This is a genomic window from Longimicrobiales bacterium (assembly GCA_029245345.1).
GTDB lineage: Bacteria > Gemmatimonadota > Gemmatimonadetes > Longimicrobiales > Gaopeijiaceae > CALFPJ01.
Map to the genome: position 1 here is coordinate 94,654 of JAQWPM010000019.1, position 18,902 is coordinate 113,555.

Consider the following 18,902-nt stretch of genomic DNA (forward strand, 5'->3'; position numbering starts at 1 on the left):
TAATCTCCTGAGATGACCCATCACGTCGATGACATTTTAGGGCGACTTCACGGTCCGCAGGAACGTCGCACGCAGCACCTGTTCGACGAGTTGGACCGGGAAAGTCACGACCGAGAATCGCTGACCCCGCCGGACGCCGCCACCCTCTATCCCAATCCTAACGATAAGGGATAGCCAGGTACCTTCTTGGGCGTAATGGAGACTACACGCCGAGTGGCCCTTCAGGGCCGCTACCAGCCACAGCGACTGTTCTTCGTGGAGTGGGACGTGGGCAGAAGTTTCGTCTCCAACGCCGGAAACGTGGAGGGCACTTCGGAGAACAGGCTCTCTTCTCTTGTGCGCCTCGGGGTCACCCTGGGGGCTCAGGGTCGTCTCCGATAACTTCCCCACTCGCTGCGTAGAGCCGGCCGACCTTGGGACACGGAGTTCTGACCATTGCAGGGCATGGAAGAGATGCGGATGCACCTCCCGAGAAGCTTCGCAGGACACATGGTACCCGGCGTGCTGTTCCTTGTCTGGGTCGTGTTCTGGCTCTGGGAGCTCGTGCGTCACCCGGGGACAAACGGTCCGCCGTCAGTCGAGCGATGCCTGTTGGTGAAGGTCGGAAAGGTAGTGTTCCCCCTGGTGGGTGTTCAGTTCGAACTGGCGCGCTCCGATTCCTTATACGTGTCCGGGCCTCCTACGGATGGCACCGGCACAGTGCAGTCGTTCATCTTCTTCTCCTGGCACGTTCTCCCCATCAGCGCGACCCTCCTCGGTGTCCGAGCCTTTCGACCATCTAGATCATGATCCCGCGCATCATTCATCAGACGTGGAAAGACCACGACATTCCGGAGCGGTTCAGAGCCGCGCAGGCGAGTTGGCGCACAGCTCATCCGGACTGGGAGTACCGTTTCTGGACCGACGAAGACCTTGAGCGCCTGGTCGCGGAGCGAGCCCCGGAGCTGGCGTCGCTCTACCACCGCTATCCTGAAGACATCCAGAGGGTCGACGCCGCCCGCTACGTGATTATGAGAGAGTGCGGCGGGCTGTATGCGGATCTCGACATGGACTGCCTGAAGCCCATGGACTCCCTGCTCGCCGGGCGGGTGGTCTTGCCCCGCACGACACCGTTCGGCGTCTCGAACCAACTGATGCTGGCGCAACCAGGTCAGGACTTCTTCGACTACGTCATCGCCTCTCTCCCTGCTGCCTTCGCGAAGCGGAGATTCGTGTGGCCCCGGCACGTCCGTGTCCTGTCTACCGCAGGACCGCTCTTTTTCTCCGAGTGCCTTCGCGACTTCGGGGAGGTCGAGGGCCTCCGGCTCCTGTCCCTGGACGAACACGGCCACGGTGACCCGCGGCAGTCCTACGTCCGCCACCTCCGGGGAAATACATGGGCACATTGGGACACCCACGTCATCAACTTCTTCTACGACCATTGGAAGGTGCTGGCAGCCGGCGCGACGCTCTCTCTCGTCAGCGCAATGATCCTTAATGCCTTCCTTTGATCGCTCCGGGTTCCCGCCGTCGCTGGATCTGGATCGCCGGTTGGCTCCTGCTCTTTGCGTGCGTCGTCGTGGCCTTCCGCAACGTGGATTAGGGCGAGGCGGCCGCGCTGGCACAGGGGGCCTCCTGGCGTTGGCTGATTGTCGCCGTGCTGGCTAACGCCAGTATCCTGCTCCTGGTCGCGTGGCAGTGGGTGATCCTCCTGGCGGGTGCGGGCCGAGTGCGATTCCCCTTCATGCTGTGGATCACCGCGGTCACGCCCACGGCTTCCAACGGTGGACCGTTTATGGACGGACACGCCGCAGGCGTTCATTTCCTCGCCACGCGCGGCAGGGTAGGATCCGCCACAGCCGTGTCCGTGAAGGCTCTCGGCCAACTCACGTAAGGCATCGCAAAGCTCCTTCTGTTCGCCGCTGCCGTCGACATGTCCCCTGTATCCAGTGAAGTGGCCCATCACGGACACCTACTCAAGGACCTCGCGGCCCATTGGCCGGGATGGCCGGGGCGGGTGCTGGATGGGCAGCCCTCCTCGGGACCCATGAAACACTGGCGGGTGTCACGAGAGTCCAATCGGGCCAGCCTTCTGGACCCAACTGATTGAGCCCCCGATTCCGAGCCGGTACGAGCTGGAAAGGCCCGATCAGCTCTCCTGAGCGTGTTCGTTCCATCCGTGCTTCAGCGCTGGGTGCATGGCCAGTCCGATCGCGATGATGATCGCCGGCATCGACAGTAGCGTCGCCGTCTGTGGACCAATCACATCCGCTAGGGCACCAGTTGCCAGGACGAACACCGATCCTGTGGCCCAAGCGAGTCCCATCACGATGCCGGAACTCACTGCCGCACCGCTGGGCAGCAACTCCTGGGCCATCACCACGATGGGTGGGAGCGTAGCCATGCCGAGGAAGCCAGCCGCACCGGCGGCTGCCAATCCGATCGCTCCTTGCGGCCCGAGCCACACTGCGAGCAGATGAGCCGGCAGGGCCAGACAGCACAGGTACAGCAGCAGCTTCCGTCGATCCATTCGATCTGCGAGCACACCTCCGGTGACCGTCCCGAATGCCTGCGCACCCAGGTAGATCGTCAGAGCCAGCGCCCCGAGTCCCTCGGAGCCACCAAGGTCCGCGATGATGATCGGCTCCATCGTGAGAAACGCACGCTGGACGAAGGCCATCGTCGCGCTGATGCCGAAGATGAGACCGAGCGGACCGGCCAAGTGACGAAGTACCGTCCCCGGGGGTGGAGGCCGCTTGGCGATCTTCGCCTCCGCGCGTCCGCTAGGAAGCCCGAAGAAGAAGATCGGCATGATCACGGCAGCCGGGATGATGGCCACCCAGAGTCGCTCCATTCCGCCCCATTGAACGAGCCCGACGGCGATGAGCGGGCCGAGCGCAAAGCCCGCGGACCCGCCGAACGAGAAGATCGAATACCTAGTGCCTCCACCTTTCCCTTCGCCGACGCGCACAGCGTAGGAAGCGCCGGGAGGGTGGAACGCCGCGCTCCCCATCCCTGCTATGAGCAGGAAGAGCACCAAGACCCAGTAGGACGACGCAAACCCGATCGCTCCAATGAAGGCAGCGCCCACGAGAGGGCCGGCAACCGCGAATGCCCGACGCCCGAAACGATCGGACAGATATCCGAAGAGCGGCTGAGGTAGCGACGCCGCAATGGCGTAGGTGACGCTGAGGGTCGCGGCGGACGCGATGGACAGCCCCATGTTGTCCATGATGCGGGGCAAGAGGGGCGGCACGAACGACGCGTAGGCGTCGTTGATCCCATGTGCGAGCGAGACGATTACCGCAATGCGTGTCGCCTGCCGGGCCGGGGGACCGGCCCCTAGTCCGCCCATTGGCTCTCGGTTGATCGGCTTGGCGTGTCGACGTGCACGGTACGGCCGGACTCCGGCTGAGAGGGCGAAATTGGGCTCAAAGGTTAATCCCGCCCAGCCCCTGCGACCACCGCTACTAGCGCGCACGAGAACGCCCTGCCAACGTGCATACTGAACACGAACCAACGACCGGATGATCACCCGATGAAGCCACGACGCCTCTTTTTTGCAGCCCTTCTCGTATCACTCTCGACCGCCGCTGGATGTTCGGCCCCAGATCGCGCTCCGAGTGGTGACGCACAGGCCATGGGGGGCTCGGTTGTCTACGCTCCCCAGAACAGGCCTGATGTGCGCGGCACCCGAGGTGCGGTGTCCGCGGGTCATCCTCTCGCGGCGCAGGCGGGGCTGCGTGTCCTCCAAGATGGAGGCACTGCGACCGACGCGATCATCGCGATGGCCGGCGTGCTGGCGGTCGTTCGTCCGCACATGAACGGCATCGGCGGAGACGCGTTCGGCATTTTCTACGACGGTGCCACGGGCGAGGTCACCACGCTCAACGGGAGCGGACGTTCGGGGGCGTTGGCAACACCTGGCTTTTTCACGAGCCAAGGATTGGACGAGGTCCCTGAGAAGGGCGCTATGGCAGTGAGCGTGCCGGGCGCAGTCGCCGCATGGGTCGATGCGCATGAACGCTACGGCTCAATGCCGTTCGCGGACCTGCTCCAACCTGCGATCCACTTTGCGAGCGAAGGCTTCCCGGTTTCGCGGCGACTTCAGATGGACTTCGAGGCGCAAGGCGGCGATCTGAACGAGGCGGGCAAGGCCCTCTATCTGCCGAGCGGATCCGCGCCACCTCTGAGTTCACTTCTCGTGAACCCGGCCCTAGGCGCGACGCTTACTCGGATCGCCCAAGGCGGAAAGGCAGCCTACTACACCGGGCCGGTGGCCCAGCGGTTGGCTGCTTTCGTCGAAGCGGAGGGAGGTCATCTACGCGCTTCGGACTTCGAAGCACATACGTCCAACTGGGTCGACCCACTCCAAGGTGACTACCTCGACCACACCTTTGTGGTCATGCCTCCGAATACGCAGGGCATAGCCCAGTTGTCGTATATGGAGATGGCGAAGTCGCACCCGATTTCGTCTCTAGGGCACAACTCGACCGATTACCTGCACACGATGATCGAGTTGAAAAAACTCGCATTCGCGGACAGGGATCGCTGGGTGGCCGACCCGACCAAGGCGGATGTCCCTGTCGATCGTTTGCTCGATCCTGAATACCTCCGTGCCCGGGCCGAACAGGTCGACCCGGATCATGCCGCTGAGGACGTGGAGCCGGGATTCGGCGCGGAGGGCGGCGCCACGGACACCCAACTCGACGATTCAGGTGACACGGTTTACATGACAGCCGTCGACCGATGGGGCAACGCGGTCAGTTGGATTCAGAGCAACTTCGCAGGATTCGGCTCGGGCCTCCTGGATACGGAAACGGGTGTACTTCTTCACAACCGGGGAGCTCTCTACACGCTCGAAGAAGGTCATCCGAATCAGGTGGCTCCAGGCAAACGACCCTACCACACGCTCACGCCCATGATGGCGCTTCGTGACGGCAGCTTCGCGTTCACGATCGGGACACCCGGTGGAGACAGTCAGACGCAGACGCTGCTCCAGATCGTCCACAACCTGCTTCTCTTCGAGATGACGCCTCAGGAGGCGATCGAGGCCCCGCGCTTCAGGTCGTACAACGGGCTGCTCGTCGACATCGAAGACCGAGTGAACTCTGGAGTACTCACAGCCCTAAACGCTCGCGGCCATGGAATGCGGCTCATCGAGGGATGGACTGCGACGTTTGGCGGTGCTCAGATGATTCTGGTCGAGCCCGGCACCGGCACCCTAACTGTTGGGTCCGATCCGAGACGCGAAGCCTACGGTCTAGCGTACTGATCTCCTGAAGTCGGCGGGGCAGATATGACGACCGATCGATTGTTCTTCGGCCTGGGTGCGATCTTCGCAGGCGTGGCAGTAGCCCTCGGCGCGTTCGGGACCCACGGTCTTCGTGGAATGCTGAGCCCCGAGGATCTCGCGACGTTCGAGACAGGGGTTCGTTACCAGATGTACCACGCGGTCGGGCTCATGGCTCTCGCTTGGGCCTCGACCCGCTGGGACGCGCCGTTGCTCACGCTAGCTGGCTGGAGCATGGCTGCTGGGATTGTCATCTTCTCCGGCAGCCTCTACACGCTAGTCCTGACCGGCCAGCGTTGGCTGGGGGCCGTGACCCCCGTCGGCGGAGCGGCGTTCCTGCTTGGGTGGGTTCTCTTGGCCTGGACCGCGTTCCGTAAATGACCTCCGACCTGGACCGTGCTCGCTCGATCATTGCGGATGCGACCCGGGTGGTCTCACTGACCGGTGCAGGCATCTCGGCCGAGTCCGGAGTCCCTACCTTCAGGGGTCCCGGTGGGCTGTGGAAGTCGTTACGTCCTGAAGAACTCGCTACTCCGGATGCATTTCGTCGTGACCCGCAGACCGTATGGGAATGGTACGCGTGGCGGAGAGGTCTGATCGCCGATTGTGCTCCCAACGCAGGGCATGCCGCTCTGGCTGAGTTCGCCTTGAGGCGTGGAGGGAAGTCGATCATCACACAAAACGTTGACGGACTTCATACGCGCGCAGCACGTGAGGCGTCGGGTCAGGCAGATCCCGACGCGGCCGTCCCGATCGAGGTGCATGGGGCGATCGATCGAGATAAATGTTCGACCTGCGGGGCTCGAACGCCGGGGGTCACCGACGTAGACGTCAAGGCGGCAGCCACACTGCCGCACTGTGATGTGTGTGGCGGCATGCTCCGGCCGGACGTCGTATGGTTCCGGGAGTCCCTGGACCCCGACGTCATCGGGAGAGCGTTCGATACCGCGAGGGCAGCTGATGTGTGCCTGGTCGTGGGCACGAGCGCCTTGGTACATCCAGCTGCGTCAGTCCCCATGGTTACGGTCGAAAGCGGCGGGCACATCATCGAAGTGAACATGGAGGACACGCCGTTGACGAGATTCGCTTCAGTGAGTTTGAAGGGCGCGGCGGGACAAGTGCTGCCGAGCCTCCTCGACGTAGACCTTTCCAACTGATTAGAATCGGGAAGGCATCCGCTTCGCCGCCGTATATCCTCGAGACATTTCCGCTCCCACCGGGACCCAGATGAATCACCCCCGACATGCTCTGGTTGTCGCACTCGTCTTCGCCGCCTCATGTGGTGGCGCCGAGTCCACGCCTCCGCCGGATCCGGGACCGACCATCACGTCGGTGACGGTGAGTCCAGCGAGCCCGGTTGTCCAAATCGGCTCGACCCAACAGATGTCTGCCATCGCGAACAGTTCCACCGGCGGATCGGTCTCAGGTCAGACGGTGTCTTGGACCAGCAGCGACCAGAATGTGGCTTCGATCACATCTGGAGGGCTCGTGACTGGCGTCACGGAGGGCACGAGTACGATTACCGCCACCGTAGGTGGAGTCGCGGGATCGCAGGTCCTCACGGTGGAACTCGTCGACTGTGAACAGGCGACTCCCGTGTCTCTGGCCGCCGGGGAGTTCCAGGCGTATGAGGCGAGCGAATGTCTCCTGCTTCCGTCTGGATCTGCAGGAGACTATTACCGTGTGGTCATCACGCGTCCAACCTCTATCGAAAACCCCAGCGACGTGCCGAATGCGACGTTGACCGTCACGGGAATTGGGACACTGCAGAGCGCGGCGGCACCAGCCTCGGCCGTTGCTACGGCCGAGCGAGCACCGGTCGCGGGATTTCCGGAGATCGATGGGACCCGGCTCCTGGAAAATGACGCGCTAAAGGAGAGCACTGCTCGTTTCCACATGAACATGCTCGAACGGGAGATGCGTGAGCGCGGACCGGGGCCAGATGGAATCGCACCCAACCGTGCGTCCTTTGGGCTCCGCCTCATGGCCGATCCGCCGGGTCGACTCGAGATCTCTTCGGAATTCTCCTGCTCGGCGACTCGCGTCCCACAGGCGCTCATCAACTTCAACGATGACTTGGCGATCTACCAAGACAGCACCGAACGCTCCGCCAAGCCGATAAGCCAGACCTCGACGCAGGAGATGCTGGACTACTACACGGCCTACGTGAAGGACATGATCCCGCAGTATTGGGGAGACGTCTCGGACATCGACGGTAATGGGAGAATCATCGTGACGACTGCGCCGTCCTTGGGCGATTCGGTCGCGGCCGCTGTCTTCACCGGCGACCTGCGCACGAATGGGACCTGCGCGAGCGGCAACGTTGGCGAGGTCATTTTCTTCAACGCCGACCTCATCCTGGGGATGGACGGTGCGGATCCTGATTGGACCCCCCTGTCGACGCTCGCTCATGAGACCAAACACCTGGTAAGCATCCGGAAACGTTTCGACGCCGGCACCGGCCTGCCGCCGCTTTGGATCGAAGAAGGCATGGCTGAGATTGCTTCAACGATGTCATCTCGCATCGCTTGGGCCACCACGGGCGGTCCCGCGCTGGGAACCCAAGTGACGCGCACGAACCTCATCGCGACGCTGTGCGCCACCGATCCGTGTGGCTTCACGAGGGAGATCTTCGGGCTCGTGGACGCGCTCGCGAATACGATCGTGTGGTCTTCAACTCAGCCGAACAGCCTCATCACTAATCCGGACGGCGCGAGCGAATTCCACTCGATCTATGCGTCCGGGTGGCATTTTCATCGATTCCTCGGTGACGCCTATGGCAACGCATCAACACCGATGGGCGATGCCGGACTCTTCAAGAATCTTGTGGCATCGACGTCGCCACTTGGCATCGCGGCGTTGGAGCAGTTCACAGGCAGTACCTACGAGGAGCTGTTCCAGCAGCTCGCAGTGGCCATGGCTCTGCACAACAACTCCGCACCTGCACCGACCAGGTCGTTCACGACGTACGACTTCACAACTGCGATGAGGATCTTCTCCGCGCCCGCAGTGCTCGCGCCGGAGGGACTATACCCGTGGCCCGTCACGACGGTCAGTGACGACGACCTCTCAGCAGGATTCACGAGCGCGGTGTTCGAAGGCACGATGGGACCGTCCGGAATGCGCTTCCACGACTTCGAATCCAACGGGTCGGGAACCGGCGCTCAGATTGAGGTGTCCCTCGCAGAACCGGCAGAGGTCCTAGTCGTCCGGATTCGCTAGACGACGGGTGGACGTGGGGGCCGTAGGGACCGCCCCGCCTGGCCGCGTCAGGTTAGAAGAGCGGCCAGCACCTTCGGCGCGACGTTGCCGCCGCTGAGAACCACCACGAGCGGGGAATCAGGCTCGAGAGACCGGGGATCCCACGCGCCCGACAGGACTGAGGCCAGCGCGACGGCACCGCCTCCTTCGAGCACCAGGTGAAGCTGGCGCACGGCATACCGCATCGCGTCGCCAATCTGGTCCTCGGTAACGGTCACATGTTCTTCGATCGCGTCCCGGATGAGGGCGAACGAATACTGATTGTCCAACCCGATCCCTCCGGCCAGAGCGTTCGCGAGCGTCTCCTTCTCAGGAAGATCGATCGGGCGCCCGGCCTGTAGGCTCGCGAGCATTACCCCCGCGTTCTCCGCTGTGGCGCCCACGCAACGAACGGCGGCACCCTGCGAAACGAACGCGGCGGCGATCCCGCCCACAAGGCCACCTCCGGACAGGGGCGCAATCACAGCCCCTGGCAGACGGCCCAGGTCTTCGGTGATTTCCGCGGCCAGAGTGCCCTGCCCTGCGATCACCCACGGATCGTCATATGCCGACACGAAAGGTCTGCCCGTTTCATCCGCGAGCCGCAGGGCGTGCGCCTCAGCTTCATCGTAGGTCTCCCCGACGAGAAGCGCCTCGGCACCCGCTCCTCGAATGCCATCCAATTTCACCGGATCGACCCATCCCGGGACGCATACCGTGGCGGGCACCCCGAGCTTCTGCGCCACATAGGCCACCGCGCGCCCATGGTTACCGCTCGAACACGCCACGACTCCGGTCTCACGCTCGGACTCCGACAATGCGGACAGCCTCGCTGCCGCTCCTCGCACCTTGAACGAGCCGGTCGCCTGCAGGCATTCGGCCTTTACGAACACGGGCCGCTCGAACCGTTCGCTCAGCTCCGTAGCGGGCAGAAGTGGCGTTCGACGGGCGAGCGAAGCCACCGCCCTCCGGGCGCCCTCGAAATCGTATATGTCTGACATGACCGCTAGGAAATGACTCTCGGGCGCTCTTTGAGCTCGGTAATCCACAGGCCTGAGTTGATGTCGGAAGAATAGATCTTCCCTTTGTGGATCTGGGCCCCCCAGGTCATGGGCCAGTTGGGCGTCGTAGAGTTCTCGTCGACGGTCAGGATGCTCGCGATCTCCCGTCCTTGCTGGTACAAGTCACCCCGAAGTTCTCCAGAGATGTCGAGCACACGCAGTCCCGCCTGGTAGTAGCCCACGTAAAGCCGGTCACCCTCCGCCCAAATGTTGTGCACGCCGGCTTCGGGCACCTCGTACTTGGCGACTTCGACCGGGTTCTCCATGTCGGTCATATCGAGCACGTGGAGGTAACCCCGCGCGTCGATGCGGCCGTCTGCATCCCAAGTTGGAGGGAAGATCTCGTCCCCGACGAACAGGTACTTCCCGTGGCGCCATGCCACGTGAGTGTTGCCGACCGGGTACTTGTACTGGCTGACAAATGCCGGCGTCCGCGGCGTACCTCCGTGACTGCCCGCTCCAACGTCCAGCACGACCGCGCCGTCATCCCAATAAGAAACGTAGGCGTATCCATCTTGGACGATCACGTCATGCAGTGAGCGTTGCTCATTGTCGATGCCCCACCGACCCACCTCACTCGGTGCCTCCGGGTTAGAGATGTCGATCACGTGAACCGCCCGTGTCCCATTGTGAACCGCATACACCAGCTCGTTCACGCCGTCGATCCACACGTTGTGCACCCCGCCTGTGAGCGTCTCCGTGTACTCCGAGAGCACGGTGGGGTGTGCGGGGACCGCCAGGTCAAGAAGCACCATCCCGTTCCTGCGGCTCGATGCTCCCTCTCGGGTCACGATGCCGAGTCGATTGTTCGGATGGATCTTCACATCGTTGATGCGGCGGGCGTCCAATTGCACCGAGTCCGTGAGGATCGGGTTCGAACTGTCCGTGACGTCCCACACCTTCATCCAGTCGTATTGGAACGTGCCGATGTACGCGTAGTCGCGACCGTCGACACCCTCGAACACCCAGACGTCTCCGGAGTGATGCTCCGAGATCGCTCCCCGCCCGATTTGCACGAGTTCCGCTTCGGCTCCGCGAGCCTCGACGGTGATGACCGCGCTCGCGACAGCATTCTCACCGAGCCGGGCGGTCACCCTGTATGCCCCCGGCTCCTCAGCCACAAACACACCTTCGCCGTTCTCACCTTCGACCTGCGCACCCACACCATTGATGGACCACTCCGGGAACGCTCTCACCTGTCCGTCTGGAGATTCCATCGTGGCTTGGAGTCTCACGACGTCACCCGTGCGGGCCTGGACCTCCGTCTGAGACAGGGAGTAGGTGAGCCCTGGGTCAGGGCGGACCGTGACATCCACGGACGCGGAGGCGCTGCCCCCGGTCACTGTGATTCGCGTCGATCCTGCTGAGCGCGCGAACACGAGACCGGCCCCGTCGACTGCTGCGATGGAGGGATCGGCACTCGCATAGGACAAGACCGGGACACCCACCCCTTCTCCCAATCGATTCAACGCTGTGACACTGAGCGGAACGGCCTGACCAGCGTACGGATGATCCATCGGGAGTCCGACGATCAGGTCGGCTGCGGGCAACTCGTGAATCGTGATCAGAGTAGAAGCCGGCTTCCCGCCGACAACGACGGTGATTTTCGCGATCCCGGGATTCGTCGCCATCATCCGGCCAGTCTGATCGACGCTTGCAATTTCCGGTGTGGATGAAAGCCAACGGACGTCGGCGTCCGTGATGAGACGCCCCGCCCCGTCCAGAGCCCGCACAGAAAGCTGGACCGTCTCCTGGACCTGCACCTCGGACCGGTCCGCGGTGATGTCGACCTGGACCGGAGCCGTCTGGAAGACGACCGACAAGACTAGTGCCGCAAGCGTGTTACCCATCGACTACTCCTCTAGCGTTCATTGAATCGTTCATCGTTTCCTAGTGTCGTTGATCAACGTCGAGCCAGTTCCGCTTCTGCCGCCACGAACCCAAAGGCCGCCCACTGACCAACAATGCCGTCACGTGTGCGCTCAAACGTCTCGTACGCTTCGGCCTCCCGGCCGCTGAGTAGGTGGAAGACACCCACCCCGAACAACGTCGTCGTACTCCCCAGCGTAATCTCGCCATCACCCGTCAAGTCTTCGACCGCGCGGTCGCCCGTATAGAGCAACAACAGGTCTTGGTAGGACGTGTTCTCGAACACATCCATATCCGGGCTGATCGTACCCAGCACTTCCGCAGCCTCGGCGTCACGACCCAAACGTCGCAGCGTCATGTAGTGCCAGTAGGCCGTCGCTACGACTGCGTCTGGATTCGTGGAGACCTCCTGACACGCTTCATAGGCCTCGATGGCCGCTGCAAAGTCCCCGCGCATGAAGTGAGACAGCCCGAGGTGGTACCACGTGTTGTACTGCAACGAGCTCGTGGGTATGCCGCGTGCGTTCGGGAGTCCGTCGGGTTCCACCTCGTCTGGTTGCCCTGCAAAGAGCTCGGCAGCGCGTTCGAAGTCGGCGATGGCGTTGTCGAGTTCGCGTACGGAGATGTAGCGGTGCCCGCGATGCCGATAGAGGCGTGCGTCATTGGGATGCAGCGTCAGCGCATACGTATAGATGTCGATGGCCTCGCGGTACTGGCCGAGATACGCAGTGCGGCGTCCCATCCAAATCAACGCGTCGATGTCCTCAGGGTCGGCCGAGAGGGCGTCCTCCGCTTCGGCGTACCGGGCGAGGTAGACCTCGCGTTGCGCCTCCGTCAATGAAACGGGCAGAAGCGTGTCTCCAAGGAACGAGATCGCCTGTGCGACGGGCGGAACGGCCACGGTGGCACCGAGCAGAGGAGCCGCTCCTGGTGTGGCGTCGAGGGAGTCCACTGCTGGGGCATCCCCACCACATGCAGACATGGATGCTGCAAGAAGAGCAGCCATCAAGTTCCGTTGATTCCTCATGATGCCTCCGCGAAAGAAGTCGACGCGGCAAGCTACGGTTGGCTGGGACCGGGCGCACGTGCTCGCCTGCAAGGCAGACAGCGCAGGTTCGTTCAACGTCTGTGCACGAGACCCACAGGGCCTGAGACCGCACTCTCGGATTGATCCGTGGGGTCATCGCCATCGTGGCCGCGACTTCCTGCGAAAGCGGCACGCTCGAGCCCGCAGACAACAGTGCGCCGGATGCGATGTCGTTCCACGAGATCCCTTCGGTACCGCAGCGGGTTAGGACGTCGACTGCCCCGGTGAGCTAATTCCCTTGACCGGCAACAATCCACAGACCTTGCCCGGCCGGGATCTGCACAGCCGAGAGGTCGACTGCCCCGCCCTGTTGCAGACCGGCGACCTCGGCCGCCTGAGCGATCACGTCCGATTCAAGCCCCAGCGCCGCGTAGTCCACTGTGAGATCGACGACCTCATCCTTATCCGACCATGATGCCAACGCGATCAGAACCGAGCCATCACGCACATAGGTCGTAGCCAGCACGTCCTCACGACCCGTCCGCACCGGGGCGTCCTCCAACCAATACCCCCGCATCTCGCTCTCGGAGATCCCGAAGTCGTTCATCATGGCCCACACGGGCCGCGGATCGACATTCCCGTACTTTCTCGCCGTCATCCCGTAGAGCAGTCCGCGATACGGATGTCCGCCATCCTGCAGCATCTCACCCATGAGCCCGAAGGGGATCCCAGCCACCTCGGTCATCCAGTAGTCAGGCCCTTCGTTGTAGTCGAAATACTCTCCGAACCAGAGGCGAGAGATGAACGGAAAGTGCTCCATGTACAGCATGGCACTGTTGATGAAACCGTCTCGCGGATTGAACTGATTCGCCGAATGCAGATCGATGACCACTTCGTCACGGTGCTCGCTCAGCACGGACACGAGCCGCTTCACAGTCGCGCGGCTGAACGCGATATCGTCGAGGTATAGCCCGTCGATGTGTTGGTTTTCAGCGAGCCACTCGAGCCCTGCGATGTAGTAATTAGTCCAGCGGGACGTGCCCTTATTGAGCATCGCCGCGTCGTCAACGCGCCACGCGTGCCAGGCAGAGTGGTAGTCCTCCTCCAGATGCTCCTGCATCCATGAGTGTCCCCCTCCCTCTCCATCGTTCATGATCTCGTCACCGAGACTCCGCAGCGCGAACAGCTCATGCGCCCGGTACGTCAGCTCCCGAATGGTGTTGTACAGTTTGACCTTGATGCCCTTCGCATGGGCTTCCTCGATGTAGGCGGCCTGCGCATCTAAGGCGAAGAACGGGTAGTTGATGTACGGGTTGATCGCATTCGCGTGGTGGATGTTCACCACGGTCCCGCCCCACTCAATCACGGAATCCACCGGAACGTATTGGTGCACGAAGCGGGTCTCGAAGTGCTCCCGCGTGTCGATGGGCTTGAAGGGCGTGATCAGGAAGCGGACGTTGAACTGAAGCGTGTCACCCGCGGCCAATTCGCGCGGGCCCGAGTAATTCCGGGACACCACGGCACCGTCTAACTCAGAGATGCTGATCCCGCCTCGCCCCTCATTGAACCATGCGACAGGCATGCGGAGCGGTTGGTTCTGATAGAAGTTCGTGTTCAACGGACGTTGGTAGTCGTCGTCTCTGAGCACGTACTGGAGGCCGCGGTTGGTGCCGCCGAGCCACACCCCTTCTTGGTGGTTCTCAACGGCCCATTTCCAATCGATCGCTGCGGGTCGGGCCCCTCCCATACGCCCGAGACCCAGCACATACCGGGCTGCCTCTGGGACCAGAGAGATAGGAAGGGAGATGTCGTCCAACGAGACATCAGCCGACGAGGACACACCGACTCGGTATTCGAGCATGCCGTCGTACTCTAGCGCACCTTCAACTGTCATCGAGAGTCCCCCGCCTGTGGACGTTACGGCCCACTCGGCGCGTCCAGGACCGACCTGTCGGACGGCATAACCTTCGGGTTCAAGAGCCAGAACCGCCCCTCCGACATTCACTTCGAAGCCCAAGGGGCTCGCCAGGATGGGCGCGGCCTCGGTCGACACCTCTGTGACCATGGGCGAGAAGAAGCTCTCGATACTCTCGGGAAGTCCATTCGCGCCCAAGGTGATCTCCCGTCCGAGAATGGACAGCACCTTGCCCTCGATCCGAACCGGATCGAACGGGTCGATGATGAAGTCGGGGTCCGTCCCGACCTTCGAATCGAGCCACGCGAGCCGTGTCATGAGATCAGGTTCGTCCGCGCCGCCATTCACGGCGCGGGCGTCCACAATCTCGAGCGAGACCGGAACGGACTGGCTTCCCCGGTTCGCAGACGCGATCACGACCCGTCCGGTGATCGAACCGGCCGGTTCATCGTCCGGCACCCGGAGGCCGAGCCACAGCGCTTGAACCTCCCCCGCTGGCACGTCTACCGTTTTGGCGAACCGTTCACCGCGCTCGTCGATGCCACTGCAGTTGAAACACGTCCACGAATCGTTGAGACGATCCGGGAAGTCCTCGAATGCCAACGTCACGTCGCTCAGGCCATCGTCCCCTGCCACGACGGCCACCTGGAACGTGAATGCCTCGTCCTTGAGAACTCTCGACTCCAGCGCGGCGCCGTAGGAATCCGCCGCCCAGTGCTGCGGAATGCGGTGCCGCATACGAACCGGCCGATCACGGTGCTCGGCCACGACGCGCCATCCGCCCATGGCCCCCGCCATGAACGCGGCCATCTCGTCGTTCGTCGCGCTGACCTCCATCGGGAAAAAAGAATGGAAGTCGTCTACCGACTGGATATGGGTCGCCCGCGCCGTAGGCAGGTCAACTGCATCGGTGCCCCGGGTCCTGGCCAGCCACGCCCCCTCAGGCTCCGGCGCGAGATCCGGGTACGTCACGGTCGGGTAGTACCCGCCGGTCGACTGCCAAGGCATGTAGTACACGTGGTACTCCGTCGAGCCGGACACCGGCTGGAAGCGTACCTCCCCGGAGTCGTTTTCAACGCGCACGGCGACCGCGTTCGAGAGCGGCAGTCCGGAGCCGGCATCGACCACGACGACGGACTTCAGCTCCGGAGCGTGGTCTCGGCGCTTCCACGGAATCGTGACGGACACTGCATCTGTGTTCGTGTCCCCCGGTTCGAGGGCCACGACGGCCCGGTGGTTCCCCCACGAGGTCCCCTCTTCACCCGCAGCGAGGTGCGGCGCCCAGTTCCCGGACTCGAAGACTACACCGTCCACCGCGTTGTTGACCGCGGGGGCCCGATAGAGCATCGCCGTCTCAGTTGCAGCATTCCCACACGCTGAGATCGCGGCTGCGCAGAGCAGTCCACCAAAGAGCCGCGCGCTGGTCCGTTGGGTCCATGGCTCTGTCCTCATCGGACACCCGCCAAAGCAAGCGCGCGTCGAACGAGTTCGTCCTGGAGAGATTCTGGCTCGGCGGTCGCGGCCCCTGCACGTCGAGGGTCACCCACGCCTTCGGCCACGACTCGCCTCGCAGCCGTACCCAGTCGATCCAACGAACCCGCGGGTGCATTCCCAACCGGTGTCGCGTCGATCACCGCCTGGAAGTGCTCGAGCCCGGCGTCACCACCCTCTATCTCACGCTCAACCAGTCCCAATAGAAACTGTACGAGGCGCTCTTCTTGCTCGTAGGGCCGCCCTTCTCCAAGGGACTCGGGCCACTCAAGCGCCTGCCGCAGATGTCCGCGGGCAGCCGAGTGTTGATCCTCTTCCATCGCGTCGAGGGCCAATAATGTGTGCGCGTCCGCGTACAGCTGCCGCGTCCCACGCGCGTGCTCGGACGGAAGCACGTTCACGGCCGAGAGGATCTCGAGGGCCTCCTCAGGTCGGAGCCCACGAACGAGCGCTCGGGCTTCGAACAACGCGAGGTTGAAGTCCCCAGGGAAGCGACTTCGAGCCTCGCCGAGTGCGTCGAGAGAGGCGTTCCAATCACCGCTGGACTCGAGATGCTGAGCGAGCGCAACGTGCATCAGACGATCATCTGGTGCCAACGCCACGGCTCTTCTGTGGTCCGCCGTCCCGTCACGCCCTCGCAGATCTTCCAAGAGTCGCCCCCGGGCCACATAGAAGGCCGGCAAGTCCGGTATGTCGCCCAGGCCCGCCAGGGCTTCCCCTGCCTCAGCCGTCCGATCGACAGCCCAAAGGTTGAGCGCCCGATAGTACTCCCACGACCAGTGCGGATTCTGCTCAACCGCCCATTGCAGCACGTCCAAGGTCTCCCTTCTGAAGGGGAACACGAAGGCCGGGTCGCTGGTCTGGGCGAGCGGCCCCGGATCTCCAGAGAGGTAGGCCTGCCAAGCATCGATGACCGGCCCCTTCTCCCATTCGGTCGGCAGCGCGAGGAGGGTCAGAGCGGCGCCGCCCATGCCGAAGTCCTGGTACACCGTGGCCAACTCCAACAGGGTTTGTGCGGGGAATTCTCCACCCATGGCACCGGCCAAGCGGCGCGCCGTCATCGGGGACATTTCGTCTAGATATCGTTCTGCTAAAGAGAATCGGTCGAGTGGATCCAAGCCCTGCAGCTCGCGGCGAGCTTCCTCGGCGAGCGAGGGGCTGTCCGTGACTCGACCTAGAACAGCCAGAGCACGCCACGCAGACACACTGTACCTGTCGAAGTCGATGGCCAACTGCGCGTAGCGAACTGCTTCCTCGTAGTCCCGCTCCGTCAACATGACGGCGGCAAGCTGTGCATACGCGGCGGAACGAGTACCGGTCGAGCGCGTCGCCCACCCGAAGGCGTCGCGAGCATCCGCGGTCTGACCCAACGCCCGATAGATCGTGCCGGCCAGGAAGTTGGCTTCCGCATCGTAGGCATCGACTTCAAGTACCCGATTCACGTGCGGGAGCGCATCCGTGTAGAGTCCGCTTCGGTAGGCCAACTCGGCTGCACCTAGACGAGCTTCCCTATGCCAGGGCTCGGCCGCGAGTGCCTCGGCGAAACGCGCCCGTGCCTGCGAGTAGCGTCGCCCTTTCATGAGCTCACGGCCCTGAAAAGCTGCCTGCTCCGCAAAGGGAATCGCGGGGAGTGCGCTTGGATCCGTCGCGAACGGCCGGGACAAGGCGCGGTCCGCAGGATCCGAGTCGTAGTCCAGCCGCAACGCCGGCAACGTGACTTGGATGGCAGCCCCTTCCGGAACTTGGACCGTCGCCTGGAACAAGCCGAGTGGGCCGAGCTCGACCAACTCAGCCGCGATCAGCTCTCCTCCGGACCAGATCTTCACGGTATCGGACACCGAGGTGAACGCGTTCAGAGAGATCTCAGCACGAGAGCCCTCACGGCTCACATAAAGCGCTCCATCCCTCGACGCATCTGAAAGACCGCCCGTGCCTTCCAAAGGAAACCATGTCTCCGTCCATTGAGACGCCGACATCGGGTCAAACTGAGCCTCGGTAATCGGATTCACATGGGCGCCCTGCTGGTACTGAACGAGGAGCCGGCCAGCCTGGTATTCGACGTACTGCCCGTCCGTATCCGTCAGGAGATCGTCCCAGATCCCTCCTTGGCGCGACAGAGCCCACAGCCAGAGCTTTTGACCGGGCATCTCCTCATATCGAGACCAGTGTCCGAAGCCGTAATCGTCGGCCTCGTAGTAGCCCCCGAAGAAGTCATTGAACTCCCCCACCACGTGATACGACTTATTCCCCTCGAATCGATTGTTGTCGTAGGGTGCGAGGTCACGTCCGAGTGAATCGATGGGCCAGGACAGTGCCTCACCGGAGTGCTTCAGGTATTGGTCCCCAGGGATCGACATCACGAGATCGTCCTGAGCGAATGCGGCTGCGGTCATCCAGTTGTAATAAGGCTGAGCCAGCGGCGTCGGGTTGTACCAGAGCACTTTCGTTTCGAAGTACGCCTTGTCGGCGGGCAGTCGGACCTCAACTCGCCAATGCGTCCGTGACGGCAGGTCCATCGTTCCCACGATCACACTCACGCTGCCATCTGCATTCTCCCGAGTCGTGTAGTCGACGGGCGTCGCTGTGGCCGGCGTATGCCCAATCACGCCGAAGTTGAATTCGATGCCACCGGAGGTCCACGGTCCACGCAGGGCAATGTTCCGGAACTTCATGACCTCGTTCCGATAGATGAATTCGTGGCCTGTCTCCTTCACGACTGCGCCCCACACCTTGCCGCCCACATCGGGAAGAACAAACACCTCGATGTAGTCGTTCTCGAGGACGACCACACGCCAGTCCTGAGGAGTTGATTCCTGGGAATACCCGTCGATGCTGTGGTACGGGTAGAGCCGCGTGTCCTTCACCAGGATCGGAATCGGATTGGGATCTGAGAATGGATAGGTCTCGAGGGTCCTCACCTGCTCCGAGATACGGGCTTGAGCGTGTGCCTCGGCGGGCCAGAAGAGCCCTGCCGTGAGCGCGATGGCGACGAATAGTCGATGAAGACGAGGCATAGGACCGGTAGTG

General features: G+C 62.8%; 13 protein-coding genes. 7 read left to right on the plus strand and 6 right to left on the minus strand.

Features of this window, described 5'->3' with window-relative positions:
- Nucleotides 1-12 precede the first annotated feature (12 nt).
- The 3 genes from P8L30_10435 to P8L30_10445 all read left to right on the plus strand — a co-directional run bounded on the left by P8L30_10435 (nt 13) and on the right by P8L30_10445 (nt 1,873).
- A complete protein-coding gene (locus tag P8L30_10435; protein ID MDG2240610.1) occupies nt 13-174 on the plus strand; it encodes a hypothetical protein in 162 nt (53 codons plus the stop codon).
- A gap of 611 nt (nt 175-785) precedes the next feature.
- The gene (locus P8L30_10440; protein MDG2240611.1) at nt 786-1,490 is read left to right on the plus strand and encodes a glycosyltransferase; all 705 of its coding nucleotides are present in this window, start codon (nt 786-788) and stop codon (nt 1,488-1,490) included.
- Nucleotides 1,491-1,636: 146 nt separating this feature from the next.
- Nucleotides 1,637-1,873, plus strand: a complete 237-nt coding sequence (locus P8L30_10445) for a hypothetical protein (GenBank protein MDG2240612.1) — start codon at nt 1,637-1,639, stop codon at nt 1,871-1,873.
- A 255-nt stretch (nt 1,874-2,128) separates the two neighbouring features.
- Here P8L30_10445 and P8L30_10450 read toward each other — a convergent pair whose 3' ends face one another.
- A complete protein-coding gene (locus P8L30_10450; GenBank protein ID MDG2240613.1) occupies nt 2,129-3,334 on the minus strand; it encodes an MFS transporter in 1,206 nt (401 codons plus the stop codon).
- Between the two features lie 183 nt (nt 3,335-3,517).
- Between P8L30_10450 and ggt the strand changes: the two genes are divergently transcribed.
- The 4 genes from ggt (at nt 3,518) to P8L30_10470 (ending at nt 8,494) form a co-directional block, all read left to right on the plus strand.
- Nucleotides 3,518-5,254, plus strand: a complete 1,737-nt coding sequence (gene ggt / locus P8L30_10455; protein ID MDG2240614.1) for a gamma-glutamyltransferase — start codon at nt 3,518-3,520, stop codon at nt 5,252-5,254.
- Between the two features lie 24 nt (nt 5,255-5,278).
- Nucleotides 5,279-5,653, plus strand: a complete 375-nt coding sequence (locus P8L30_10460; GenBank protein ID MDG2240615.1) for a DUF423 domain-containing protein — start codon at nt 5,279-5,281, stop codon at nt 5,651-5,653.
- Nucleotides 5,650-6,429 carry an NAD-dependent deacylase gene (locus tag P8L30_10465; protein MDG2240616.1) on the plus strand — a complete coding sequence of 260 codons (780 nt, stop codon included), beginning with the start codon at nt 5,650-5,652 and terminating at the stop codon, nt 6,427-6,429. Before P8L30_10460 ends, P8L30_10465 begins: the two co-directional genes overlap by 4 nt.
- 70 nt (nt 6,430-6,499) lie before the next feature.
- Nucleotides 6,500-8,494, plus strand: coding sequence for an Ig-like domain-containing protein (locus P8L30_10470; GenBank protein ID MDG2240617.1), 1,995 nt, complete (start codon nt 6,500-6,502; stop codon nt 8,492-8,494).
- A gap of 47 nt (nt 8,495-8,541) precedes the next feature.
- Here the strand turns inward: P8L30_10470 and P8L30_10475 are convergent, their stop codons facing one another.
- The 5 genes from P8L30_10475 to P8L30_10495 all read right to left on the minus strand — a co-directional run bounded on the left by P8L30_10475 (nt 8,542) and on the right by P8L30_10495 (nt 18,889).
- Nucleotides 8,542-9,513 (minus strand): threonine/serine dehydratase, encoded by a 972-nt coding sequence (locus P8L30_10475; GenBank protein ID MDG2240618.1) that lies wholly within the window; start codon nt 9,511-9,513, stop codon nt 8,542-8,544.
- A gap of 5 nt (nt 9,514-9,518) precedes the next feature.
- Complete coding sequence (locus P8L30_10480) at nt 9,519-11,423, minus strand: Ig-like domain-containing protein (GenBank protein ID MDG2240619.1); 1,905 nt, start codon at nt 11,421-11,423, stop codon at nt 9,519-9,521.
- 53 nt (nt 11,424-11,476) lie between these two features.
- Nucleotides 11,477-12,469, minus strand: coding sequence for a tetratricopeptide repeat protein (locus P8L30_10485; protein MDG2240620.1), 993 nt, complete (start codon nt 12,467-12,469; stop codon nt 11,477-11,479).
- A 289-nt stretch (nt 12,470-12,758) separates the two neighbouring features.
- Nucleotides 12,759-15,836 (minus strand): DUF6067 family protein, encoded by a 3,078-nt coding sequence (locus tag P8L30_10490; protein ID MDG2240621.1) that lies wholly within the window; start codon nt 15,834-15,836, stop codon nt 12,759-12,761.
- Nucleotides 15,833-18,889, minus strand: a complete 3,057-nt coding sequence (locus tag P8L30_10495) for a DUF5107 domain-containing protein (protein MDG2240622.1) — start codon at nt 18,887-18,889, stop codon at nt 15,833-15,835. Before P8L30_10495 ends, P8L30_10490 begins: the two co-directional genes overlap by 4 nt.
- Nucleotides 18,890-18,902: the final 13 nt, after the last annotated feature.

What these genes read in the sequence shown, in the direction of transcription:
- P8L30_10435 (MDG2240610.1), top strand. Translation starts at nt 13, where the DNA reads ATGACCCATCACGTCGATGACATTTTAGGGCGACTTCACGGTCCGCAG.
- P8L30_10440 (MDG2240611.1), top strand. Translation starts at nt 786, where the DNA reads ATGATCCCGCGCATCATTCATCAGACGTGGAAAGACCACGACATTCCG.
- P8L30_10450 (MDG2240613.1), bottom strand. Translation starts at nt 3,334, where the DNA reads ATGGGCGGACTAGGGGCCGGTCCCCCGGCCCGGCAGGCGACACGCATT.
- ggt (MDG2240614.1), top strand. Translation starts at nt 3,518, where the DNA reads ATGAAGCCACGACGCCTCTTTTTTGCAGCCCTTCTCGTATCACTCTCG.
- P8L30_10460 (MDG2240615.1), top strand. Translation starts at nt 5,279, where the DNA reads ATGACGACCGATCGATTGTTCTTCGGCCTGGGTGCGATCTTCGCAGGC.
- P8L30_10465 (MDG2240616.1), top strand. Translation starts at nt 5,650, where the DNA reads ATGACCTCCGACCTGGACCGTGCTCGCTCGATCATTGCGGATGCGACC.
- P8L30_10470 (MDG2240617.1), top strand. Translation starts at nt 6,500, where the DNA reads ATGAATCACCCCCGACATGCTCTGGTTGTCGCACTCGTCTTCGCCGCC.
- P8L30_10475 (MDG2240618.1), bottom strand. Translation starts at nt 9,513, where the DNA reads ATGTCAGACATATACGATTTCGAGGGCGCCCGGAGGGCGGTGGCTTCG.
- P8L30_10480 (MDG2240619.1), bottom strand. Translation starts at nt 11,423, where the DNA reads ATGGGTAACACGCTTGCGGCACTAGTCTTGTCGGTCGTCTTCCAGACG.
- P8L30_10485 (MDG2240620.1), bottom strand. Translation starts at nt 12,469, where the DNA reads ATGAGGAATCAACGGAACTTGATGGCTGCTCTTCTTGCAGCATCCATG.
- P8L30_10490 (MDG2240621.1), bottom strand. Translation starts at nt 15,836, where the DNA reads ATGAGGACAGAGCCATGGACCCAACGGACCAGCGCGCGGCTCTTTGGT.
- P8L30_10495 (MDG2240622.1), bottom strand. Translation starts at nt 18,889, where the DNA reads ATGCCTCGTCTTCATCGACTATTCGTCGCCATCGCGCTCACGGCAGGG.